Raw genomic sequence first — 16,744 nt, 5'->3', positions numbered from 1 at the left:
CCTCGATTGCCGTTTAGTGCAGCAGCGACGGCTCGTGATGCTCGCCGACGAAGCCGACCGCACGTCCGACCACGCCCTTGTCCGCAAGAATGCGACGGTGCCCCAGCCCGTCGGCCCAGTGGAGCCGCACATGGCCGCCGGCGCCGGCATAGCGTGTTGCATGGTCGGCCGGAACTTCACGGTCGTCCGGTGCGTGGATGACCAGGGTCGGCACCGGCGCATCGGCGAGCTGGCGGTCGCCGGTGAATTCGTGCAGCGGCCGGCCGGAAAGATGTTCGACACGGTCCGCCATGGCGGCCTGCGAGCGCGGGCCGACGTTGAGCATGCGGCTGAAGTCGGCGAAGATCGCCGGCAGGGAACTGGGCGCTGCGATCAGCACCAGGCGTTCGGCCACCAGCGGCGGGATGTTCTTGACCGAGCCGGCGAGAGCATTGGCCGCGACGGCGCCGCCGAAGGAATGACCGACAACAGCCACGAATGGGCCGAACCATTCGCCGGCGACCCGCACCGCATCCACGGCATTGACCATGTTCAGCCGTCGGCCCTGCGACTGGCCGTGGCCAGGCAGGTCAAGCGAAACCACCCTGTAGCCGGCCGCGCGATAGCCTTCGATCAGCGCACGCATATATTCGGTGCGCGAACGCCAGCCATGCACGACAAGCACCGTGCCGGCCGCCGCCCTGCCCGGCTCCGGCCGGAATTCGTGCACCATGACGCAGCCGGTCGCTGTCTTCAGCCGATGATGGCGTGCCTCGGACATGAACGCGGCCGCACGGTCGACGGCGCGGCGCTCGCCATCGCTGAGCGCCTTCACATTCGGCGTGCGGCAGAACAGTTCGAAAGCCGCGCGTCCGGTCAGGCGCGGCGCAATACGCTCAGCTGCACCAAACACCCGCCGGATGACCTTCAGCCCGATTGATGCCATAGTTAGAATCCATCCATACGTTCAAGCATGAACATAATAGTTCAAAGATGAACAATAAACAAGAGTTACCTTGGGACAACCCGCGTTTTCGCAACTGGGTGGCGGTGGCGCGCGCCTGCCATGTGCTTGAACGCACGCTTGCGACAAAACTGGCGCCGCTCGACCTGAAGCCGGCGCAGCTCGACGTGCTGATGAACCTCTACCGTCACCCAGGCATGTCGCAGCACGACCTTGCCCGCAAGCTGCTCGTCGGCCGCTCCAACATCACCATGCTCCTGCCGCAGCTGGAGGCGCGCGGCCTGCTGCGCCGCGAAGGCGACGAGAAGGACAAGCGCATCCTGCGGCTCGCCTTGACCGAAGCCGGCGAGGCGCTGCTGATGCAGGCGCTGAAAGTGCACATGGCGCTCATCGAGAAGGCCATGAGCCAGTCGACACCGGAACAATGCGACATGATCGGCGAGCAGATGCGCAAGATCTATGAGGTGCTGAAAGACGCCTAGCCCTTTCAGCTAGGAAAACTACCACATCGTCTTCTTCGCCCGCTCCGGCCATTCCTTGTCGTAGGTCTCGCCGTCGATATTCTTGTGGCTGGTGATTTCCAGGATCTGTCCGGGCGTCGGCAGCGACTTCGGGTCGACATGCCTCGCCGGGTTCCACAGCTCGGAGCGGACAATGGCGCGGGCGCATTGGAAATAGACCGAATCGATCTCGACGACGGTGACCGAGCGCGCCGCCTTGCCGTCGACGGTGAATGACGCGCACAGCGCTGTATCCGTCGTGATATGGGCCCGGCCGTTGATGCGAAGCGTCGTGCCGGAACCCGGCACGAGAAACAAAAGACCGACGCGTGGGTCGCGGATGATGTTTTTCAGCGAATCGGCGCGGTTGTTGCCGCGACGGTCCGGCATCATCAGCGTTTTCGGATCGACGATGCGCTCGAAGCCGGCGAGATCGCCGCGCGGCGAACAGTCCAGCCCCTCCGGTCCACTGGTCGCCAGCGCGACGAAGGGCGAGGCCTCGATGAAGGCTGCGTATTCGGGAATGACGCGGTCGAGTTCCTTGACCAGCGAAGCCTCGCCCGGAACGCCATAGAGCGCCTCGAGCTGCTCGACCGTGGTGATGACCGACATTGTCTTCGTCTCCAAACCTTTGCCGGCGCTACCCCACATCGATGACGTTTTGACGACAGCGACGGCCTAGCGGTCCCGGCTCAGGCCCTTTTCCGCAAGCTCGGCGAGATAGGCATTCCAGCGCTCATCCTTCTCGTGGCCCAGCGTGTGCAGGTAATTCCAGGTGAAGATGCCGGTGTCGTGGAAATCATCGAAGGTGATGCGCACCGCATAATTGCCGACCGGCTCGATCTTCAGGATCGCCACATTGCGCTTGCCGGGAACCGTGACCCGCTGGTCTGGCGAATGGCCCTGCACTTCGGCCGATGGCGAAGCGACACGCAACAGCTCCGCCGGCAGTTCGAACGGCCGATGATCGGGAAAGGTGACGGACAGCAGTTTGCGGTCCTTCGAGACCCTGAGTTCCCTGGGTGCGGTCATGGTGTTCGATCCCGTGGCAATCCCCCTTCCCTACGCTGCTTCTCCGGAAGGGAAAAGGCCGTTTGAGGTGAGCCGACATGCGATGTCGGCCAGGGAATGTTACCAAAGATCGAGAAGCGGTATCTTGAATGACAGGCCGGATCGTATCACATAGCGGTATATAACGATGCCGCTCACGGCCACGGGAATTGCTTGAAGCATGGACATGATCGATCCTTTTGGGCGCACCATCAGCTATCTCAGGGTGTCGGTGACCGACCGCTGCGACTTCCGCTGCACCTATTGCATGGCCGAGGACATGGCCTTCTTGCCGAAGAAGGACCTGCTGTCGCTGGAAGAACTCGACCGGCTGTGCACGGTGTTCATCGAAAAAGGTGTCAGGAAATTGCGCCTCACCGGCGGCGAACCGCTGGTTCGCAAGAACATCATGCACCTCGTGCGCCAGCTGTCGCGGCATCTCAACAGCGGCGCGCTGGAAGAATTGACGCTGACCACCAACGGCTCGCAGCTGTCGCGCTTCGCCGCCGAGCTCGCCGATTGCGGCGTCAAGCGCATCAACGTCTCGCTCGACACGCTCGATGCCGACAAGTTCCACAAGATCACCCGCTGGGGCCATCTCGACAAGGTCATGCAAGGCATCGATGCGGCACTTGCGGCCGGGCTGAAGGTCAAGCTCAACACGGTGGCACTGCGGGATTTCAACGACGCCGAACTGCCAGACATGATGCGTTGGGCGCATGGCCGCGGCATGGACCTGACGGTCATCGAAACCATGCCGATGGGCGAGATCGACGGCGACCGCACCGACCAGTACCTGCCGCTGTCGCTACTGCGCGCGTCGCTGGAACGCCAGTTCACGTTGACCGACATTCCCTTCAAGACCGGCGGCCCGGCCCGCTACGTGCATGTCGCCGAGACCGGCGGACGGCTCGGCTTCATCACACCGATGACGCATAATTTCTGCGAGAGCTGCAACCGCGTCCGGCTGACCTGCACCGGCACGCTCTATATGTGCCTCGGCCAGGAGGATGCCGCCGACCTGCGCGCGCCCTTGCGTGCGTCCGAGGGCAATGAGCTGGTTGCCGAAGCCATCGACGAAGCGATCGGTCGCAAGCCGAAGGGCCATGATTTCATCATCGACCGCCGCACCAGCCGCCCCTCCGTTTCGCGGCACATGAGCGTCACCGGCGGCTGATCTTTTCGCGAAATTGATGCAGGATCGCCTCCGGGTCATTGGCTTCGAGGCAGGATATGCTGAGTCGTTCCTCATTTCTGGCGGCTGTCGCGACGATTGCCGCGACCAACGCCGTTGCCGCGCCATTCACTTACACCAATGAGCGCTTCGGCACCGTCTGCACCTTTCCCGACGACATCTTCACCGACCGCCAGCCCGAGCCGGACAATGGCGACGGCCAGGAATGGCTGAGTGCCGACGGCGCCAGCCTGATCTGCTCGGGCATCCTCAACATCGACGACGACACGCCGAAGCGTTTCGTGGCGGCCGAGAAGGCCAGCGGTGAACCCGGCTACAAGGTCACCTACAGCAAGGCTGGCAAGGACTGGGCGGTGCTGTCGGGCTTGAAGGATGGAAAGATCTTCTACGAGCGACGCCTGTTCGGCCGGGATGGCGTCATCCGCACGGTCTGGGTCGATTACCCACCGGCGCTGAAGTCGAAATACGATCCGCTGGTCGGCGCCATCGCCAGCAGTCTCAAGGGACCATGAGCATTTTCGGCCACACCGCCGACAAATCTCCGTACGCGAATGTCCGCCTGATTTACCGGTGGCGTTTTCCCGCTTAGCCTCCGTCTCGTAGCGGTCTTTCGCTCTGGGGGAATATACCATGCGCAAACTTCTTCTTTCGTTCGCATTGCTTGGCCTCACGGCCTTTCCCGCTACGGCCCAGTCGATTGGCGGCACCTATACCGTCGCCGGCACCAATTTCGACGGCTCTGCCTATGATGGCGAAGCCACCATCACGCTGACCAGCGGGACGACCTGCGCGATCCATTGGGAGACGGGCGGCTCGTCCTCCGACGGTATCTGCATGCGCAACGACGACGCCTTCTCGGCCGGCTATGTGATGGGCAAGGACATCGGCCTTGTCGTCTACAAGGTCGAGGATGACGGGTCGCTGCACGGCCTGTGGACGATCGCCGGCAAGGAAGGCAACGGCACCGAAATTCTGACGCCGAAGAAATGAAGAAATAAGGTCTGCCGCGTTGCGGGCGATCGATCTTCTGGGCTACGGCCAAGCCCGTGGCCCAGCCCTTTGCTGTTGCTGTTTCATGCCCGGCTGGTACAGGCTTGCTGCAAAGCAGAACCGGTAGTCGTCTTGCCCCTTTCTCCAAACCTTCGCGGCGCGTTGTTCATGGTGGTGGCGATGGCCGGCTTCACCCTCAACGACGCCATCACCAAATACTCGTCGCAATCGATGAACATGGCGCAAGTCATGCTGATCAGGGGAGCGTTTGCGACCCTGTTCGTCGGCACGCTTGCCTGGCAGCGCGGTGCCCTCGTCCGGCTACGCTCGATGCTCGAGCCAATGGTGGCGCTGCGCGTCCTCGGCGAAGCCGGCGGCACGGTGACGTTTCTGATCGCGCTCGCCCATTTGCCGATCGCCAGTGTCTCGGCTGTCCTCCAGGCGCTGCCGCTGGCGGTGACGATGGGCGCGGCGCTGGTCTTCAATGAGGGTGTCGGCTGGCGGCGCTGGCTGGCCATCGCCATCGGATTTGCCGGTGTGCTGGTCATCGTGCGGCCAGGTTTCGAAGGGTTCAGCGTCTACTCGCTGGTGGCGCTGGCCTGCGTTGCCTGTTGTGCGGTGCGCGATCTTGCCACCAAGCGGATTCCCAAGGCCATTCCGACGCTGCTGGTGTCGACCGCCACCGCGCTTGCCATGACAATCCTGGGAGCCGCGTTGCTTTCACCGATGGGGGGCTGGACTCCGATGACGGGGAACAGCACAGCCTTGTTGGCGCTGGCCGCGGTGCTGGTGCTCATCGGCTACCAGTTCATCATCATGGCGATGCGGGCGGGCGACATCTCCTTCATCGCGCCGTTCCGCTACACGGCCCTGATCTGGTCGATCCTGCTTGGTCTGTTCGTCTTCGCCGACATTCCAGATCTGCCGATGATCGTCGGGGCCACGATCATCATCGGCTCCGGCCTCTATGCGCTTTACCGCGAGCGGGTCGTCGGCCGGCGCAAGATCGTCGCCGAAAGCACCGGGCCAAGCATGGTCCCGGATGGAATCTAGCCGAACATCCTGAAGGTTCTTGTGATTTCCGACGGCTGGCGTACAGGCTCGGTGGCATGAAGCGAGATGTTGCAGGGATCATTCTGGCCGGCGGCCAGTCCAGACGAATGGGCGGTGGCGACAAGAGCCTGTTGCCGCTTGGCGGCGGTCGCGTGCTTGACCAGGTCGTGTTGCGCTTTGGCCCGCAGATCGAACCCCTGGTGCTCAGCGCCAACGGTGATCCGTCGCGGTTCTCGCGCTTTGGGCTGCCAGTGCTTGCAGACACGGTGATGGGCTTTGCCGGACCGCTTGCCGGAATCCTGACCGGCCTCGAATGGGCAGCCGCCAAGACGGCTTGCAAGGCGATCGTCACCGCTGCCGGCGACACGCCCTTCCTGCCGCTTGACCTTGTCGAACGGCTGGCGGCAGCAACCGATCAGCGTCCCGGTTCGATTGCCGTCGCTTGCTCGGCCGGCAAGCGGCATCCGACCTTCGCGCTGTGGCCGACGGACTGCCGCGATGCCTTGCGGCACTTTCTGGTCGATGAGGATATCAGGCGGGTTTCGGCCTTCATCGAACGGCATGAATTTGTCGAGGTGGAATTCCCGGATCCGCAATCCGCGGGCCAACCGGTCGACCCTTTCTTCAACATCAACGTGCCCGACGATCTTGTTCAGGCAGAACGTCTGTTGCGGAGCATGAAATCATGAACAGACGCGTCTTCGGCATCACCGGCTGGAAGAATTCCGGCAAGACGACATTGACCGAAAGGCTGGTCACCGAACTCGTCCGGCGTGGCTGGAAGGTGTCGACGGTGAAACACGCCCATCATGACTTCGACATCGACAAACCGGGCGCCGACAGCTTCCGCCACCGGCAGGCCGGCGCCACCGAAGTCGCGATCGTATCCGGCAATCGTTGGGCGCTGATGCACGAACTGCGCGGTGAGGATGAGCCGAAACTGGAGGCGATTCTGTCACGGCTTGCACCGTGCGATCTGGTGCTGGTCGAAGGCTACAAGCGCGAAGCCCACCGCAAGATCGAAACCCGCCGGCTGGACGCGAAGGACCGTACGCCGCTTTCGGCAACGGATCCGAACATCGTCGCCGTCGCCGCCGATTTTGCGGCCGAAGGCGAGCCGCTGCCGGTGTTCGATCTCGACGACGTGGGATCAATAGCCGACTTCATCGAGCGGGCCACCGGGCTCGTTGCTTGAGAGCTAACGCAGCGGCAGAATAGTCTTGCCCATTTTTGTGGTTTTGCAGTTGCTTTTTTCTTGGAAAGAGTGGGAGTATCGCGCCAGCGGGCGGTCAAAAGCACCGCCCCACAGAGCCGTTAGGAACGACGGCCGGGACAATAAAGAGAGGACTATCATGCGTATTGCACTGCGTATCGCGCTTGCCGCATCGGCTGCGCTGCTGACGCTCGGCGTAGCCCAGGCCCAGGAAAAGACCCTGAGGATCGGCACCGAAGGCGCCTACCCACCCTTCAACAACCTCACCGCCGATGGCCAGCTCGTCGGTTTCGACATCGACATCGCCAAGGCGCTTTGTGACCAGATGAAGGTCAAGTGCACCTTCGTCGCCCAGGATTGGGACGGCATCATTCCAGCCCTCCAGGCCGGCAAGTTCGACGCCATCGTCGCCTCGATGTCGATCACGCCCGAGCGCAAGGAGAAGGTCGACTTCACCAACAAATATTACAACACGCCGTCGGCCCTGGCCGTGCCTAAGGACAGCACGCTGAAAGGCGTGACCAAGGCAGATCTCGCTGGCAAGACCATCGGTGTCGCCACCACCACCACGCATTTCAACTATGCCTCGAAGACCTACACCGACAGCACCGTCAAGGGCTATCCGAGCAGCCCCGAGGAGCAGGCAGATCTTGCCAATGGTCGTCTCGACGCCATCGAGGACGATATTGTTGTGCTTCAGCAGTGGCTGGATTCGCCTGATGGCGCATGCTGCAAGATTCTCGGCCAGCCGTCGCCGCAACCGGTCGACATCTTCGGACCCGGCGCCGGCATTGCCGTGCGCAAGGGCGAGACCGATCTCGTCAACAAGTTCAATGCGGCCATTGATGCTATTCGCGCCAACGGAAAGTACAAGGAAATCAACGACAAGTACTTCAAGTTCGACGTCTTCGGCGCCGAATCCTGATAATATGACAAAGGCGGCGGGGGTCTCCCGCCGCCTTCCGGTCTTCTGTGATCGCCGTGGAGACAAGACCAGTCAATGCCAGCCCAGAGCTTATGGACACTTCTCAGTTGGGGACCCGATGGCTGGCTTGATGATATCGCTTATGGCGCCCTGGTTACCGTCGCGCTCGCACTCGCCACGCTGCCGATCGGGCTGACAATCGGCTTTTTCATTGCATACGCCAAACAGTCCGAAGAACCCTCGCTGCGCCTCGCCGCCAACATCTACACCACTGTCTTCCGCGGCCTGCCGGAACTGGTGACGCTTTTCCTGTTTTTCTTCGGCGTGCCAATTCTGCTGCAGCATCTCATCCGGTATTTCCGGCCCGACGCGACCATCGACGTCAACGGCTTCGTCGCCGGCATGATCGTGCTTTCCCTGATCTTCTCGTCCTATGCCAGCGAAGTTTTCCTGTCGGCATTCCGCGCCATACCGAAAGGCCAGTATGAGGGCGGCTATGCCATTGGCCTTTCCAACTGGTTGACCATGCGCAAGGTGATCTTGCCGCAACTGCTTCGCATCGCCTTCCCCGGACTTGAGAACTGCTGGCTCAGTCTGCTCAAGGACACGTCGCTCGTGTCGGTCGTCGGTCTCGCCGAGACTTTGCGCAACGCCGGTGTGGCGGCTCGCGTCACCAAGCACTCGTTCCTGTTTTACAGCGTGGCGGCGCTGGTCTTTCTCGGCCTGGCCATCGTCTCGTCCTTCGCCACCAGCGCCATCCTGCGCTCGCTCGGCCGGCGGGAGGCACAACGATGAGCGCTACAGCGACCATGGTCGAGCGGCCACCGCCACGGGCGCGGGGCTGGCCGCGTCCCCGCGTCGCGGGCTACGCGCTCGTCTGCCTGTGGATAGCCTTCGGGCTGGGCATAGTTGCCTATCTCGTCCTTGCCTGGAATCCGGCCTTCTTTGCCAAATATGCGCCGGCCTATCTGAGAGGGCTTGGGGTCACCCTGTCGCTGGTCGCCATAGCGATGGTGCTTGGTGCGATACTGTCGCTCCCCGTCGCCTACGGCCGTATGTCCAGCAACCGGATCCTGTCCGGCCTCGCCTATTGCTATGTCTACTTTTTCCGTGGCACGCCGTTGCTGGTCCAGACTTTTCTCGTCTATTACGGCGTTGGCTCTTTCCGCCCGCAACTCAGCGAATTCGGCATCTTCCTTCCCGTGTTTAGCGATGGGCTGACTCTCGCCCGATTCACGCTTTGGGATTTTTTCAAGGACGCCTTCAATTGCGGCGTCTTTGCCTTTGCGCTCAACACCGCCGCGTACCAAGCCGAAATCCTGCGCGGCGCCATCGAGAGCGTGCCCAAGGGCCAATGGGAAGGTGCTGCATCCCTTGGCCTGCACAAATTGCAGACGTTGCGCAAGATCATCCTGCCGCAGGCCTTGATTGTCGCCTTGCGGCCTTACGGCAACGAACTCATCTTGATGATCAAGGCTTCGGCCATCGTCGCCATCATTACGGTCTACGACCTGATGGGTAACGCAAAGCTCGCCTTCGCCAACTCCTTCGACATTCAGGCCTATATCTGGGTCGCCGTCGTCTACCTCGTCATGGTCGAGATATTGCGTCATGGCATTGAATGGATCGAACGCCGGATCACCATTCATCTGAAGCGCTGACTGAATCCACACTGGCTGTACCAGTCGATCAGCCCACAGGCGTCTTGACGTGAGCGCAGAGCCTAATGCATGTGCCCAAAAGTGGCCCCGGTCTTGGGGCAACGACATGCATGAAACCAAGACCTAAAGCGCGTCGCCTGAATCCGTTTCAACGAGACGCGCTTTAGAGCTTTCGAAGCAAATTTCGTTTCCGTCTGAAGGGTAAAATCATGGCATCTGTGGCATTTCTCGGTCTTGGCGTGATGGGTTATCCGATGGCCGGGCACCTCAGGAACAAGCGTGGCCATGACGTCACCGTCTACAACCGCACCAAGGCCAAGGCAGAGCAATGGGTTGGCCAGCATGGCGGCAGCCTCGCACTGACGCCGGCGGATGCGGCCGAGGGCAAGGATTTCGTCTTCTCTTGCGTCGGCAACGATGACGATCTGCGTTCGGTGACGATAGGTCCCGAAGGTGCCTTCAAATCGATGAAGAAAGGCTCGGTCTTCATCGACAACACGACGGCCTCGGCCGAGGTCGCGCGCGAACTGGCGGCGGCCGCGCAGGCCGGTGGCTTTTCGTTTCTCGATGCGCCGGTCTCCGGCGGCCAGGCAGGCGCCGAGAACGGCGTGCTGACTGTCATGGTCGGCGGTGAGCAGGAAGCTTTCGACAGGGCCAGGCCCGTCATCGATGCCTATGCCCGCATGGTCGGCTTGATGGGATCGGCAGGTGCTGGCCAACTCACCAAGATGATCAACCAGATCACCATCGCCGGCCTCGTCCAGGGTCTGGCCGAAGGCATCCATTTCGGCAAGAAGGCCGGGCTCGACATCGAGAAGGTGATCGAGGTGATTTCCAAGGGTGCGGCCGGTTCCTGGCAGATGGAGAACCGGCACAAGACGATGAATGCCGGCAAATATGATTTCGGCTTCGCCGTCGATTGGATGCGCAAGGACCTTGGCATCTGCCTGACCGAGGCCGACCGCAACGGCGCCAAACTGCCGGTTACCGCACTTGTCGACCAGTTCTACAAGGATGTGCAGGCGATGGGCGGCAAGCGCTGGGATACGTCCTCGCTGCTGGCGCGCCTGGAAAAATAAGGGTTCGCGATGGCCGAGCTTTCGCCCCAATCCACTGCCGAAGAAATCGTCGCGCATCTGCGCTCGATCGGCTCGGAGGAAAATCGCCTCGGCATGCTGCGCTACGGCATCAAGATCGAACGTGCGCTCGGCATCTCGCACGGCGTGCAGCGGCAGATTGCCAAAAAAATCAAGCGCAACCATGAGCGCGCTTTCGCGCTTTGGCAGACAGGGATCATGGAGGCGCAGTTCGTCGCTTCCGTCACGGCCGACCCGAAGCGGTTTTCTGCAGCGGATGCAAGGCAATGGGCGTCGAGTTTCGACTCCTGGGATATCGTCGACGGCGTCTCCGATCTCTTCGTCGACACGGACGCCTGGAAAGAACTGATCGGTGATTTCGCGGCAGATGAACGGGAATTCGTTCGACGCACGGCTTTTGCCATGATGGCTTGGTCAGTCGTCCACCGGAAGAAAGAGCCGGAGGCGACCTTTCTCGCCTTCCTGCCGATCATCGAAGCGCATGCCACCGACGGCCGAAACTTCGTGAAGAAGGGCGTCAACTGGGCCCTTCGCTCGATCGGCAAGCGATCGATGGATATGCACGGTGCTGCCCTTGCTGTCGCCGAAAGGCTCGCGCAATCGACCGACAAGACGGCGCGCTGGATCGGCAAGGATGCTGTGAAGGAACTGTCGGATGCCAGGACGCTCGAGCGCCTCGCCGCCAGGAAAGCGTGACGGACCTGAAATCCACTTCACGGAAGTGACGCGCTCGCCGCGCGCCGATTTCGAAAACCTGTTCGAACGGCCGGGCGCCCCGAAATATTGCTGGTGCATGGCCTGGCGCCATCTGCCCAGCCGCGAGCATGTCGAGAGCGACCAGAAAAAGCGGGCCATGATGGCGCTCGTCGACGCCGGCACGCCGGTCGGCATCCTCGCCCTGATTGACGGCAAGACCGTCGGTTGGTGCTCGGTCGCGCCACGCCGGACCTATCGCAGGCTGTCACGCCAACAGGACGACAGCGAGACCGATATCTGGTCGATCGTTTGTTTTTACGTGCCAAGGGCCTTGCGTGGCGGCGGGTTGGCTGCCGCACTGCTCGACGCGGCCATCGAACACGCCTTCGCCAAAGGGGCCAGAACGATCGAGGCCTATCCGGTCGATCAGGCATCGCCGTGCTACAGCTTCATGGGCCTTCGCAACATGTTTGTGGCGCGCGGGTTCCACGAGATCGGCATGGCCGGTTCTCGCAGACATGTGATGCGGCTCGAGCGTTGACGTCATTGGCAACGGCGTCTCTACTCGGGTCCAAAGGAAGCGGCCATGAGCAACCACATCAGATCAACCATAGCGCTCGCAGTGTCGTTTGTGTCCGTGGCCGCCGCCAGCGCTTCGGCCGAGACCGCATACATTTTCTGGAAGGACCTGCGCCCGGCAACGCAGACCGCAGCCGAAAACGTCGGGCTGCCGATGATCGCGGCAAAATTGCCCGACCATGGCGAGACGCTGTCCCTGAACCTGCAGGACAAGACCATCCAGTTGGCAGGCTATGCATTGCCCGTCGATCGCGACGGCGACCTTGTCTATCAGTTCCTGCTGGTGCCGTGGACGGGCGCCTGCAGCCACATGCCGACACCGCCGCCCAACCAGATCGTGCTGGTTACGCCGGCTCATCCCTACAAGATGTCGGAGGCCTATCAGCCGGTTGCCGTCACCGGCGCGCTTAAGCCGGACATGGAGAAAAGTCAGCTCTTCATTCTCGATGGCGTCAGCGTCATCCAGTCAGGTTACGCCGTGCGCAAGGCCGATGTGGTGAGCGTCGACAGCGTGCCGGACACGATCACGCTGCCGGTGAACTCGCCCTGGAGTTTCCTCAACAAGAAAAAGAACTGAGAGCCCCGGTCAACTCAAGCGGCGTTGGCGCCCGATTCCTTGTCCAGCACCATGTAGTCGAGCGGGATCTCGGTCGTGTACTTGATCTGCTCCATGGCGAAGGACGACGACACGTCGCGGATCTCGATCTTGGCGATCAGCCGTTTGTAGAAGGCGTCGTAGGCGGCGATGTCGGGCACCACGACGCGCAAGAGATAGTCGACATCGCCGCTCATGCGGTAGAACTCGACCACTTCGGGAAATTCCTGGATGACCTCGGAAAACCGCCGCAGCCATTCATGGCTGTGCGAATTGGTGCGGATCGACACGAAGACGGTGACGCGCACATTGACCTTTTCATGGTCGAGGATGGCGACCCGCCGCTTGATGACGCCCTCTTCCTCAAGCTTCTGGATGCGCCGCCAGCAAGGTGTCGTCGACAGCCCGACTTTCTTGGCGACGTCGGCGACCGCGAGTGTCGCGTCCTCCTGCAAGAGGCGGAGAATTTTTCTGTCGAGGCGGTCCATTTTTTGCTCCTGATGCATGTCGCCCAAAAGTGCGCAGCGGTTTTGGGGTAACGATATGCGGAAAACAAGAATTCACAGCGCGTCACGGCTTCCCGTCAGCCGTAGTGCGCTTTGGGGAATAGATTGGCTATATTCCGCCTTATCATGGCCTTTCACAAGAAAGAAATTCTGCCGATCGGGCAAAAAGCGAGTGATTTCTTGCTGAAAGTTCAATCGAGGCGATAGCGGATTTCCGATCTCAGGAACGGCAGCAAATCCATTTCAAACCATGGATTCTTCTTCAGCCAGCCGGTGTTGCGCCACGAAGGATGCGGCAGCGGCAGCACCTTACGGCCGCCGGGCTGATCCCAGATGGCACGCCAGTCCATTACCGTTTCGGTCAACGAGGGTCGGCGAGCGGCACCCATGTGCCAGGACTGCGCATAGATGCCGATCGTCAGCACCAGATCGATCCGCGGCATCAAGGCCATCAAGGGCGCGCGCCATGCCGGCGCGCATTCGCGCCTTGGCGGCAAGTCTCCCCCCTTTGCATCCTGGCCGGGAAAGCAAAAGCCCATCGGCACGATGGCGAACTTGTCGATGTCGTAGAATTCCTCGCTTGTCACCCCGAGCCAGCTGCGCAAGCGGTCGCCGGAGGCGTCTGTGAACGGCATGCCTGTGATATGCACCTTGGTTCCCGGCGCCTGGCTGGCGATCAGGATGCGGGCGCTGGACGATGGTCGCAACACCGGTCGCGGTTCGTGCGGCAGTGGCTTGCCGATCGGATTTTCGACGCAGATGCGGCAAGCGCGAATCGTCGCGGCGAAGCTTTCGAGAGCATCTTCGTCGACCATGATCTCGTCCGAAAACCGGCTTCCACTTTTCGGGATCATGGTCAGGCGGAGGCGCTCGGCCGGCTGGAAACTGCCTGATGCCAGCGCAACACATTGGCGCATTCGTCCGGCACCTTGATGCGCGCCGGCTTCATGAAGTCGACAGCGATCAGGCCGGTGATGTCGGCAATCGAATAGCTGTCACCGGCGATGAACTCCCGGCTGCCCAGCTCATCGTCCAGCAGCCTGAGGAACGCCACGGCCTTGGGCTTGTTGGCCTCGCCCCATTCGGGAATCTGCGGAATCTCCCATTCTTTCATGGCTGGATGGATGTGACGGAAGGCCTGTGCGACGCAGCCGAGCAGATTGAATTCCATCCGTCTCTGCCACATCTCGACCTGTGCCTCGCCGAGCGCGCCGTGCCCGAACAGGGCCGGCTCTGGCTGCAGCTCCTCGAAATACCGGCAGATGGCGACGGATTCGGTGAGGATGGTGCCGTCGTCGAGTTCAAGCACCGGTAGACGTTGCAAAGGGTTGCGCGAACTGACCGACTGCTTCCTGTGCTCCAGCGCGCCCATGTCGATGGGCACCAGCGGAACAGTAATGCCCTTCTCGGCTAGGAAAACGCGGACCCGCCTCGGATTGGGTGCGCGGCCACCGTTGAACAACTTCATTCCCATCCTCCCGGTTTCCCAACAACCATAGATTTCAGCCCCTTACGGGCTTTACCAGAACCGAAAAATCTCGCGCACGGCGTCGCCGATCGACGCCAGCGTGCCGTGCTTTCTCTCGACGACTTCGCCGTGATGGCTGTCGCGCCAGTCCTGCGGCCGGTCGAACGTACCCGCCCAGATTCCGACCCTTGCCGCACGGGCTATCGCCTCCTCGCTCTCGAAGCCGCCAAACGCAACCGCCCAGCCCGCCTCCACCTGCGCACGGTTGAGGTCCATGCCGCCGGCGGTGCAGTCGCCAAGCAATCGGCCGTAACGGTCTCGCTGCCAGCCGGTACAGGAGACGGGCCTGCCGGCGATCAGCCGCACCAGTGCCTGGCGCGCCAGCGTGCCGCAGGGATAGTCGGCGCCATTCCTACGGCAGGTCTGCGTATATTCCGGAGCATCGATGCCGCGCATGCGGATGCGCTCGGCGCCAAGCGTGATGGAATCGCCATCGTTGACGATTGCCGCACCTTCCGCCTTGCGTGTCTCCACCCTGTCGAGACGAGCCGCCAGCAGGATCAGCAACCCGAGAATGATGACGGTAAGCCCGTAATCCATCAGACGGCGCCACAGGCTTCGGGGCGGCGCAGCGTATCCTCGGCGCGGCCTCGTGCCCCAGGAACGGCTCATATGGCAAACGGTTGGTTAATCATTCGAACGTAGCTTAACACTTGGAAACCGCTGCTCGCATAAATTGAAGTTTCATGCCCTTGCAACGCTCGAACACAGCGGACAAGTTCATTGTGGACCGCCGGAAACCTCATCGCAACAGCGATGTCGCGCGCGCGGTGCGCAAGACGCGCGACCGTCTTTCGCAGCAGGCCGGCAATCCCGATTTTGACCGCGAACTCCTGAAGCTCCACGCCCGCGCGATGACAAGCGGCGCCATCGCCATCCCGCTGCTCGTCCTGGCGATCGCGGCAGCCGGCAGATTTGCCGGCGTCGGCAACGAGATCGGCCTCTGGGCGCTGTTCACGCTCGCCTGCTACACCATCGTCACATTCCTGGCGCGGCGCATCGAGCGCACCGAAGCTTCCGTGCTCAACCCTCTGCAAACACAAAGAGAATTGCTGATCGGCCATTTCCTTTGCGGTCTCGGCTGGGGGTGGTTCGTCTGGCTTGGCTGCAGCACTTGCCTGCCCGACCAGTTCCAAGTTGTCAAAGCGGTGGTGCTGCTGGTCGCCATGGCAGCCACCGCTGTCATGACCTCCTCCCTGGGCGGCGCCTTGCTGGCGACCTTTGCGGTTCCGGTGGCGCTCTATGCCTATGCCGGTGTCAAGCCGTGGATGCCGGTCGGGGCGATCATGGCGGGACTGCTGGTCGTGTCGTTGCCCTTCTTCGCCTATGTCGCCCGCCACCTCAACCGCGCGTCCCTGATGCTGTTATCCTTCCGCTCCGAAAAGGATGCGCTGGTCGCCGAACTGGAGACGGCGAAATCGATGTCCGACGAAGCACGGCGGCGGGCGGAAGACGCCAATCTGGCGAAGTCGCGGTTCCTCGCTTCGATGAGCCACGAATTGCGCACGCCGCTCAATGCCATTCTCGGCTTCTCCGAGGTGATGTCCAACGAGGTGCTCGGACCGATGAGCAACCCGACCTATCGCGACTACGCCCATGACGTGCACGAGTCCGGCCAGCACCTGCTCGACCTGATCAACGAGATCCTCGACCTGTCGCGCATCGAGGCCGGCCGCTACCAGCTCAACGAGGAGCCGGTGATGCTGCTCAACATCGTCGAGGATTGCTGTCACATGATGGAATTGAGGGCGCGCAACAAGGATATCCGCATTGTCCAGGATTTCGAGCATGAGTTGCTGCGCCTGTTCGCCGACGAGCGGGCGGTGCGGCAGATCACGCTCAACCTTCTGTCGAACGCCATCAAGTTCACCGCCACCGGCGGCGAAATCCGCGTTCGCGTCGGCTGGACGGCGGGTGGCGGACAGTACATTTCGGTCAAGGACAATGGTCCCGGCATCCCCGAAGACGAAATCCCGGTGGTGCTCTCGGCCTTCGGCCAGGGCTCGATCGCGATCAAGAGCGCCGAGCAAGGCACCGGACTCGGCCTGCCGATCGTGCAAGGCCTGCTCGCAATGCATGGCGGCACGTTCGAACTGCATTCCAAGCTGCGCGAAGGCACCGAGGCGATCGCCATCTTCCCGCTGAGCCGGGTGATGGAAGAACTGCCGGCGCTGCCGACCGCGGCGGTGGCGGCGCGGCGGCGCTAGCAGACT

At 61.9% G+C, this 16,744-nt stretch carries 22 protein-coding genes; 15 read left to right on the top strand and 7 right to left on the bottom strand.

Going from position 1 to position 16,744, the window contains the following annotated elements:
• Nucleotides 1-13: 13 nt before the first annotated feature.
• A complete protein-coding gene (locus tag HNQ71_RS19095) occupies nucleotides 14-925 on the bottom strand; it encodes an alpha/beta hydrolase (protein WP_184874213.1) in 912 nt (303 codons plus the stop codon).
• Between the two features lie 47 nt (nucleotides 926-972).
• Here HNQ71_RS19095 and HNQ71_RS19090 point away from each other — a divergent pair, with 47 nt between their 5' ends.
• Entirely contained in the window at nucleotides 973-1,425 is a 453-nt protein-coding gene (locus HNQ71_RS19090; protein ID WP_184874212.1) for a MarR family winged helix-turn-helix transcriptional regulator, read from the top strand.
• An 18-nt stretch (nucleotides 1,426-1,443) separates the two neighbouring features.
• Here the strand turns inward: HNQ71_RS19090 and HNQ71_RS19085 are convergent, their stop codons facing one another.
• A complete protein-coding gene (locus tag HNQ71_RS19085) occupies nucleotides 1,444-2,055 on the bottom strand; it encodes a pyridoxamine 5'-phosphate oxidase family protein (protein WP_184874211.1) in 612 nt (203 codons plus the stop codon).
• Between the two features lie 66 nt (nucleotides 2,056-2,121).
• Nucleotides 2,122-2,475, bottom strand: a complete 354-nt coding sequence (locus HNQ71_RS19080) for a gamma-butyrobetaine hydroxylase family protein (protein ID WP_095091538.1) — start codon at nucleotides 2,473-2,475, stop codon at nucleotides 2,122-2,124.
• 199 nt (nucleotides 2,476-2,674) lie between these two features.
• On the opposite strand from HNQ71_RS19080, the gene moaA reads away from it, so the two are divergent.
• From moaA to HNQ71_RS19015, 13 genes are all read left to right on the top strand, one after another.
• Entirely contained in the window at nucleotides 2,675-3,670 is a 996-nt protein-coding gene (gene moaA, locus HNQ71_RS19075) for a GTP 3',8-cyclase MoaA (protein WP_184874210.1), read from the top strand.
• A gap of 56 nt (nucleotides 3,671-3,726) precedes the next feature.
• Nucleotides 3,727-4,200, top strand: coding sequence for a hypothetical protein (locus tag HNQ71_RS19070; protein ID WP_184874209.1), 474 nt, complete (start codon nucleotides 3,727-3,729; stop codon nucleotides 4,198-4,200).
• 118 nt (nucleotides 4,201-4,318) lie between these two features.
• Entirely contained in the window at nucleotides 4,319-4,678 is a 360-nt protein-coding gene (locus tag HNQ71_RS19065) for a hypothetical protein (protein ID WP_184874208.1), read from the top strand.
• Between the two features lie 132 nt (nucleotides 4,679-4,810).
• Nucleotides 4,811-5,731, top strand: coding sequence for a DMT family transporter (locus tag HNQ71_RS19060; RefSeq protein ID WP_184874207.1), 921 nt, complete (start codon nucleotides 4,811-4,813; stop codon nucleotides 5,729-5,731).
• Nucleotides 5,732-5,787: 56 nt separating this feature from the next.
• Nucleotides 5,788-6,420, top strand: a complete 633-nt coding sequence (gene mobA / locus HNQ71_RS19055) for a molybdenum cofactor guanylyltransferase MobA (RefSeq protein WP_184874206.1) — start codon at nucleotides 5,788-5,790, stop codon at nucleotides 6,418-6,420.
• A complete protein-coding gene (gene mobB, locus HNQ71_RS19050; protein ID WP_184874205.1) occupies nucleotides 6,417-6,926 on the top strand; it encodes a molybdopterin-guanine dinucleotide biosynthesis protein B in 510 nt (169 codons plus the stop codon). The genes mobA and mobB overlap by 4 nt, the downstream gene beginning before the upstream one ends.
• 157 nt (nucleotides 6,927-7,083) lie before the next feature.
• Nucleotides 7,084-7,869 carry an ABC transporter substrate-binding protein gene (locus tag HNQ71_RS19045; protein ID WP_184874204.1) on the top strand — a complete coding sequence of 262 codons (786 nt, stop codon included), beginning with the start codon at nucleotides 7,084-7,086 and terminating at the stop codon, nucleotides 7,867-7,869.
• A 75-nt stretch (nucleotides 7,870-7,944) separates the two neighbouring features.
• Nucleotides 7,945-8,664 (top strand): ABC transporter permease, encoded by a 720-nt coding sequence (locus HNQ71_RS19040; RefSeq protein WP_095091530.1) that lies wholly within the window; start codon nucleotides 7,945-7,947, stop codon nucleotides 8,662-8,664.
• A complete protein-coding gene (locus HNQ71_RS19035; RefSeq protein ID WP_184874203.1) occupies nucleotides 8,661-9,530 on the top strand; it encodes an ABC transporter permease in 870 nt (289 codons plus the stop codon). The genes HNQ71_RS19040 and HNQ71_RS19035 overlap by 4 nt, the downstream gene beginning before the upstream one ends.
• 209 nt (nucleotides 9,531-9,739) lie before the next feature.
• Nucleotides 9,740-10,609, top strand: a complete 870-nt coding sequence (locus HNQ71_RS19030) for an NAD(P)-dependent oxidoreductase (protein ID WP_184874202.1) — start codon at nucleotides 9,740-9,742, stop codon at nucleotides 10,607-10,609.
• A 9-nt stretch (nucleotides 10,610-10,618) separates the two neighbouring features.
• Entirely contained in the window at nucleotides 10,619-11,323 is a 705-nt protein-coding gene (locus tag HNQ71_RS19025; RefSeq protein ID WP_184874201.1) for a DNA alkylation repair protein, read from the top strand.
• Nucleotides 11,283-11,864, top strand: coding sequence for a GNAT family N-acetyltransferase (locus tag HNQ71_RS19020; protein ID WP_184874200.1), 582 nt, complete (start codon nucleotides 11,283-11,285; stop codon nucleotides 11,862-11,864). Before HNQ71_RS19025 ends, HNQ71_RS19020 begins: the two co-directional genes overlap by 41 nt.
• 45 nt (nucleotides 11,865-11,909) lie before the next feature.
• Entirely contained in the window at nucleotides 11,910-12,479 is a 570-nt protein-coding gene (locus HNQ71_RS19015) for a DUF3299 domain-containing protein (RefSeq protein WP_184874199.1), read from the top strand.
• 14 nt (nucleotides 12,480-12,493) lie between these two features.
• On the opposite strand, the gene HNQ71_RS19010 is transcribed toward HNQ71_RS19015, so the two are convergent.
• The 4 genes from HNQ71_RS19010 to HNQ71_RS18995 form a co-directional block, all read right to left on the bottom strand.
• Nucleotides 12,494-12,985: an Lrp/AsnC family transcriptional regulator gene (locus HNQ71_RS19010; RefSeq protein ID WP_006205209.1), complete on the bottom strand. Its 492-nt coding sequence runs from the start codon at nucleotides 12,983-12,985 to the stop codon at nucleotides 12,494-12,496.
• A gap of 209 nt (nucleotides 12,986-13,194) precedes the next feature.
• Complete coding sequence (locus tag HNQ71_RS19005; protein ID WP_184874198.1) at nucleotides 13,195-13,920, bottom strand: uracil-DNA glycosylase family protein; 726 nt, start codon at nucleotides 13,918-13,920, stop codon at nucleotides 13,195-13,197.
• Nucleotides 13,860-14,471: a glutathione S-transferase gene (locus tag HNQ71_RS19000; RefSeq protein ID WP_184874197.1), complete on the bottom strand. Its 612-nt coding sequence runs from the start codon at nucleotides 14,469-14,471 to the stop codon at nucleotides 13,860-13,862. The genes HNQ71_RS19005 and HNQ71_RS19000 overlap by 61 nt, the downstream gene beginning before the upstream one ends.
• Before the next feature lie 51 nt (nucleotides 14,472-14,522).
• On the bottom strand, nucleotides 14,523-15,143 hold the full coding sequence (locus HNQ71_RS18995; RefSeq protein ID WP_184874196.1) for a thermonuclease family protein: 621 nt from the start codon (nucleotides 15,141-15,143) through the stop codon (nucleotides 14,523-14,525).
• Between the two features lie 74 nt (nucleotides 15,144-15,217).
• On the opposite strand from HNQ71_RS18995, the gene HNQ71_RS18990 reads away from it, so the two are divergent.
• Nucleotides 15,218-16,738, top strand: a complete 1,521-nt coding sequence (locus tag HNQ71_RS18990) for a sensor histidine kinase (RefSeq protein ID WP_184874195.1) — start codon at nucleotides 15,218-15,220, stop codon at nucleotides 16,736-16,738.
• Nucleotides 16,739-16,744 lie beyond the last annotated feature (6 nt).

Origin of the sequence: Mesorhizobium sangaii (assembly GCF_014207355.1) — a bacterium.
Taxonomy (GTDB): Bacteria; Pseudomonadota; Alphaproteobacteria; order Rhizobiales; family Rhizobiaceae; genus Mesorhizobium; species Mesorhizobium sangaii.
This window is presented reverse-complemented; position numbering and strand designations above follow the sequence as displayed.

Coding starts and splice junctions, on each gene's coding strand:
- HNQ71_RS19095 (WP_184874213.1), bottom strand. CDS start 925: ATGGCATCAATCGGGCTGAAGGTCATCCGGCGGGTGTTTGGTGCAGCT.
- HNQ71_RS19090 (WP_184874212.1), top strand. CDS start 973: ATGAACAATAAACAAGAGTTACCTTGGGACAACCCGCGTTTTCGCAAC.
- HNQ71_RS19085 (WP_184874211.1), bottom strand. CDS start 2,055: ATGTCGGTCATCACCACGGTCGAGCAGCTCGAGGCGCTCTATGGCGTT.
- HNQ71_RS19080 (WP_095091538.1), bottom strand. CDS start 2,475: ATGACCGCACCCAGGGAACTCAGGGTCTCGAAGGACCGCAAACTGCTG.
- moaA (WP_184874210.1), top strand. CDS start 2,675: ATGGACATGATCGATCCTTTTGGGCGCACCATCAGCTATCTCAGGGTG.
- HNQ71_RS19070 (WP_184874209.1), top strand. CDS start 3,727: ATGCTGAGTCGTTCCTCATTTCTGGCGGCTGTCGCGACGATTGCCGCG.
- HNQ71_RS19065 (WP_184874208.1), top strand. CDS start 4,319: ATGCGCAAACTTCTTCTTTCGTTCGCATTGCTTGGCCTCACGGCCTTT.
- mobA (WP_184874206.1), top strand. CDS start 5,788: ATGAAGCGAGATGTTGCAGGGATCATTCTGGCCGGCGGCCAGTCCAGA.
- mobB (WP_184874205.1), top strand. CDS start 6,417: ATGAACAGACGCGTCTTCGGCATCACCGGCTGGAAGAATTCCGGCAAG.
- HNQ71_RS19045 (WP_184874204.1), top strand. CDS start 7,084: ATGCGTATTGCACTGCGTATCGCGCTTGCCGCATCGGCTGCGCTGCTG.
- HNQ71_RS19040 (WP_095091530.1), top strand. CDS start 7,945: ATGCCAGCCCAGAGCTTATGGACACTTCTCAGTTGGGGACCCGATGGC.
- HNQ71_RS19035 (WP_184874203.1), top strand. CDS start 8,661: ATGAGCGCTACAGCGACCATGGTCGAGCGGCCACCGCCACGGGCGCGG.
- HNQ71_RS19030 (WP_184874202.1), top strand. CDS start 9,740: ATGGCATCTGTGGCATTTCTCGGTCTTGGCGTGATGGGTTATCCGATG.
- HNQ71_RS19025 (WP_184874201.1), top strand. CDS start 10,619: ATGGCCGAGCTTTCGCCCCAATCCACTGCCGAAGAAATCGTCGCGCAT.
- HNQ71_RS19020 (WP_184874200.1), top strand. CDS start 11,283: ATGCCAGGACGCTCGAGCGCCTCGCCGCCAGGAAAGCGTGACGGACCT.
- HNQ71_RS19015 (WP_184874199.1), top strand. CDS start 11,910: ATGAGCAACCACATCAGATCAACCATAGCGCTCGCAGTGTCGTTTGTG.
- HNQ71_RS19010 (WP_006205209.1), bottom strand. CDS start 12,985: ATGGACCGCCTCGACAGAAAAATTCTCCGCCTCTTGCAGGAGGACGCG.
- HNQ71_RS19005 (WP_184874198.1), bottom strand. CDS start 13,920: ATGCGCCAATGTGTTGCGCTGGCATCAGGCAGTTTCCAGCCGGCCGAG.
- HNQ71_RS19000 (WP_184874197.1), bottom strand. CDS start 14,471: ATGAAGTTGTTCAACGGTGGCCGCGCACCCAATCCGAGGCGGGTCCGC.
- HNQ71_RS18995 (WP_184874196.1), bottom strand. CDS start 15,143: ATGAGCCGTTCCTGGGGCACGAGGCCGCGCCGAGGATACGCTGCGCCG.
- HNQ71_RS18990 (WP_184874195.1), top strand. CDS start 15,218: ATGCCCTTGCAACGCTCGAACACAGCGGACAAGTTCATTGTGGACCGC.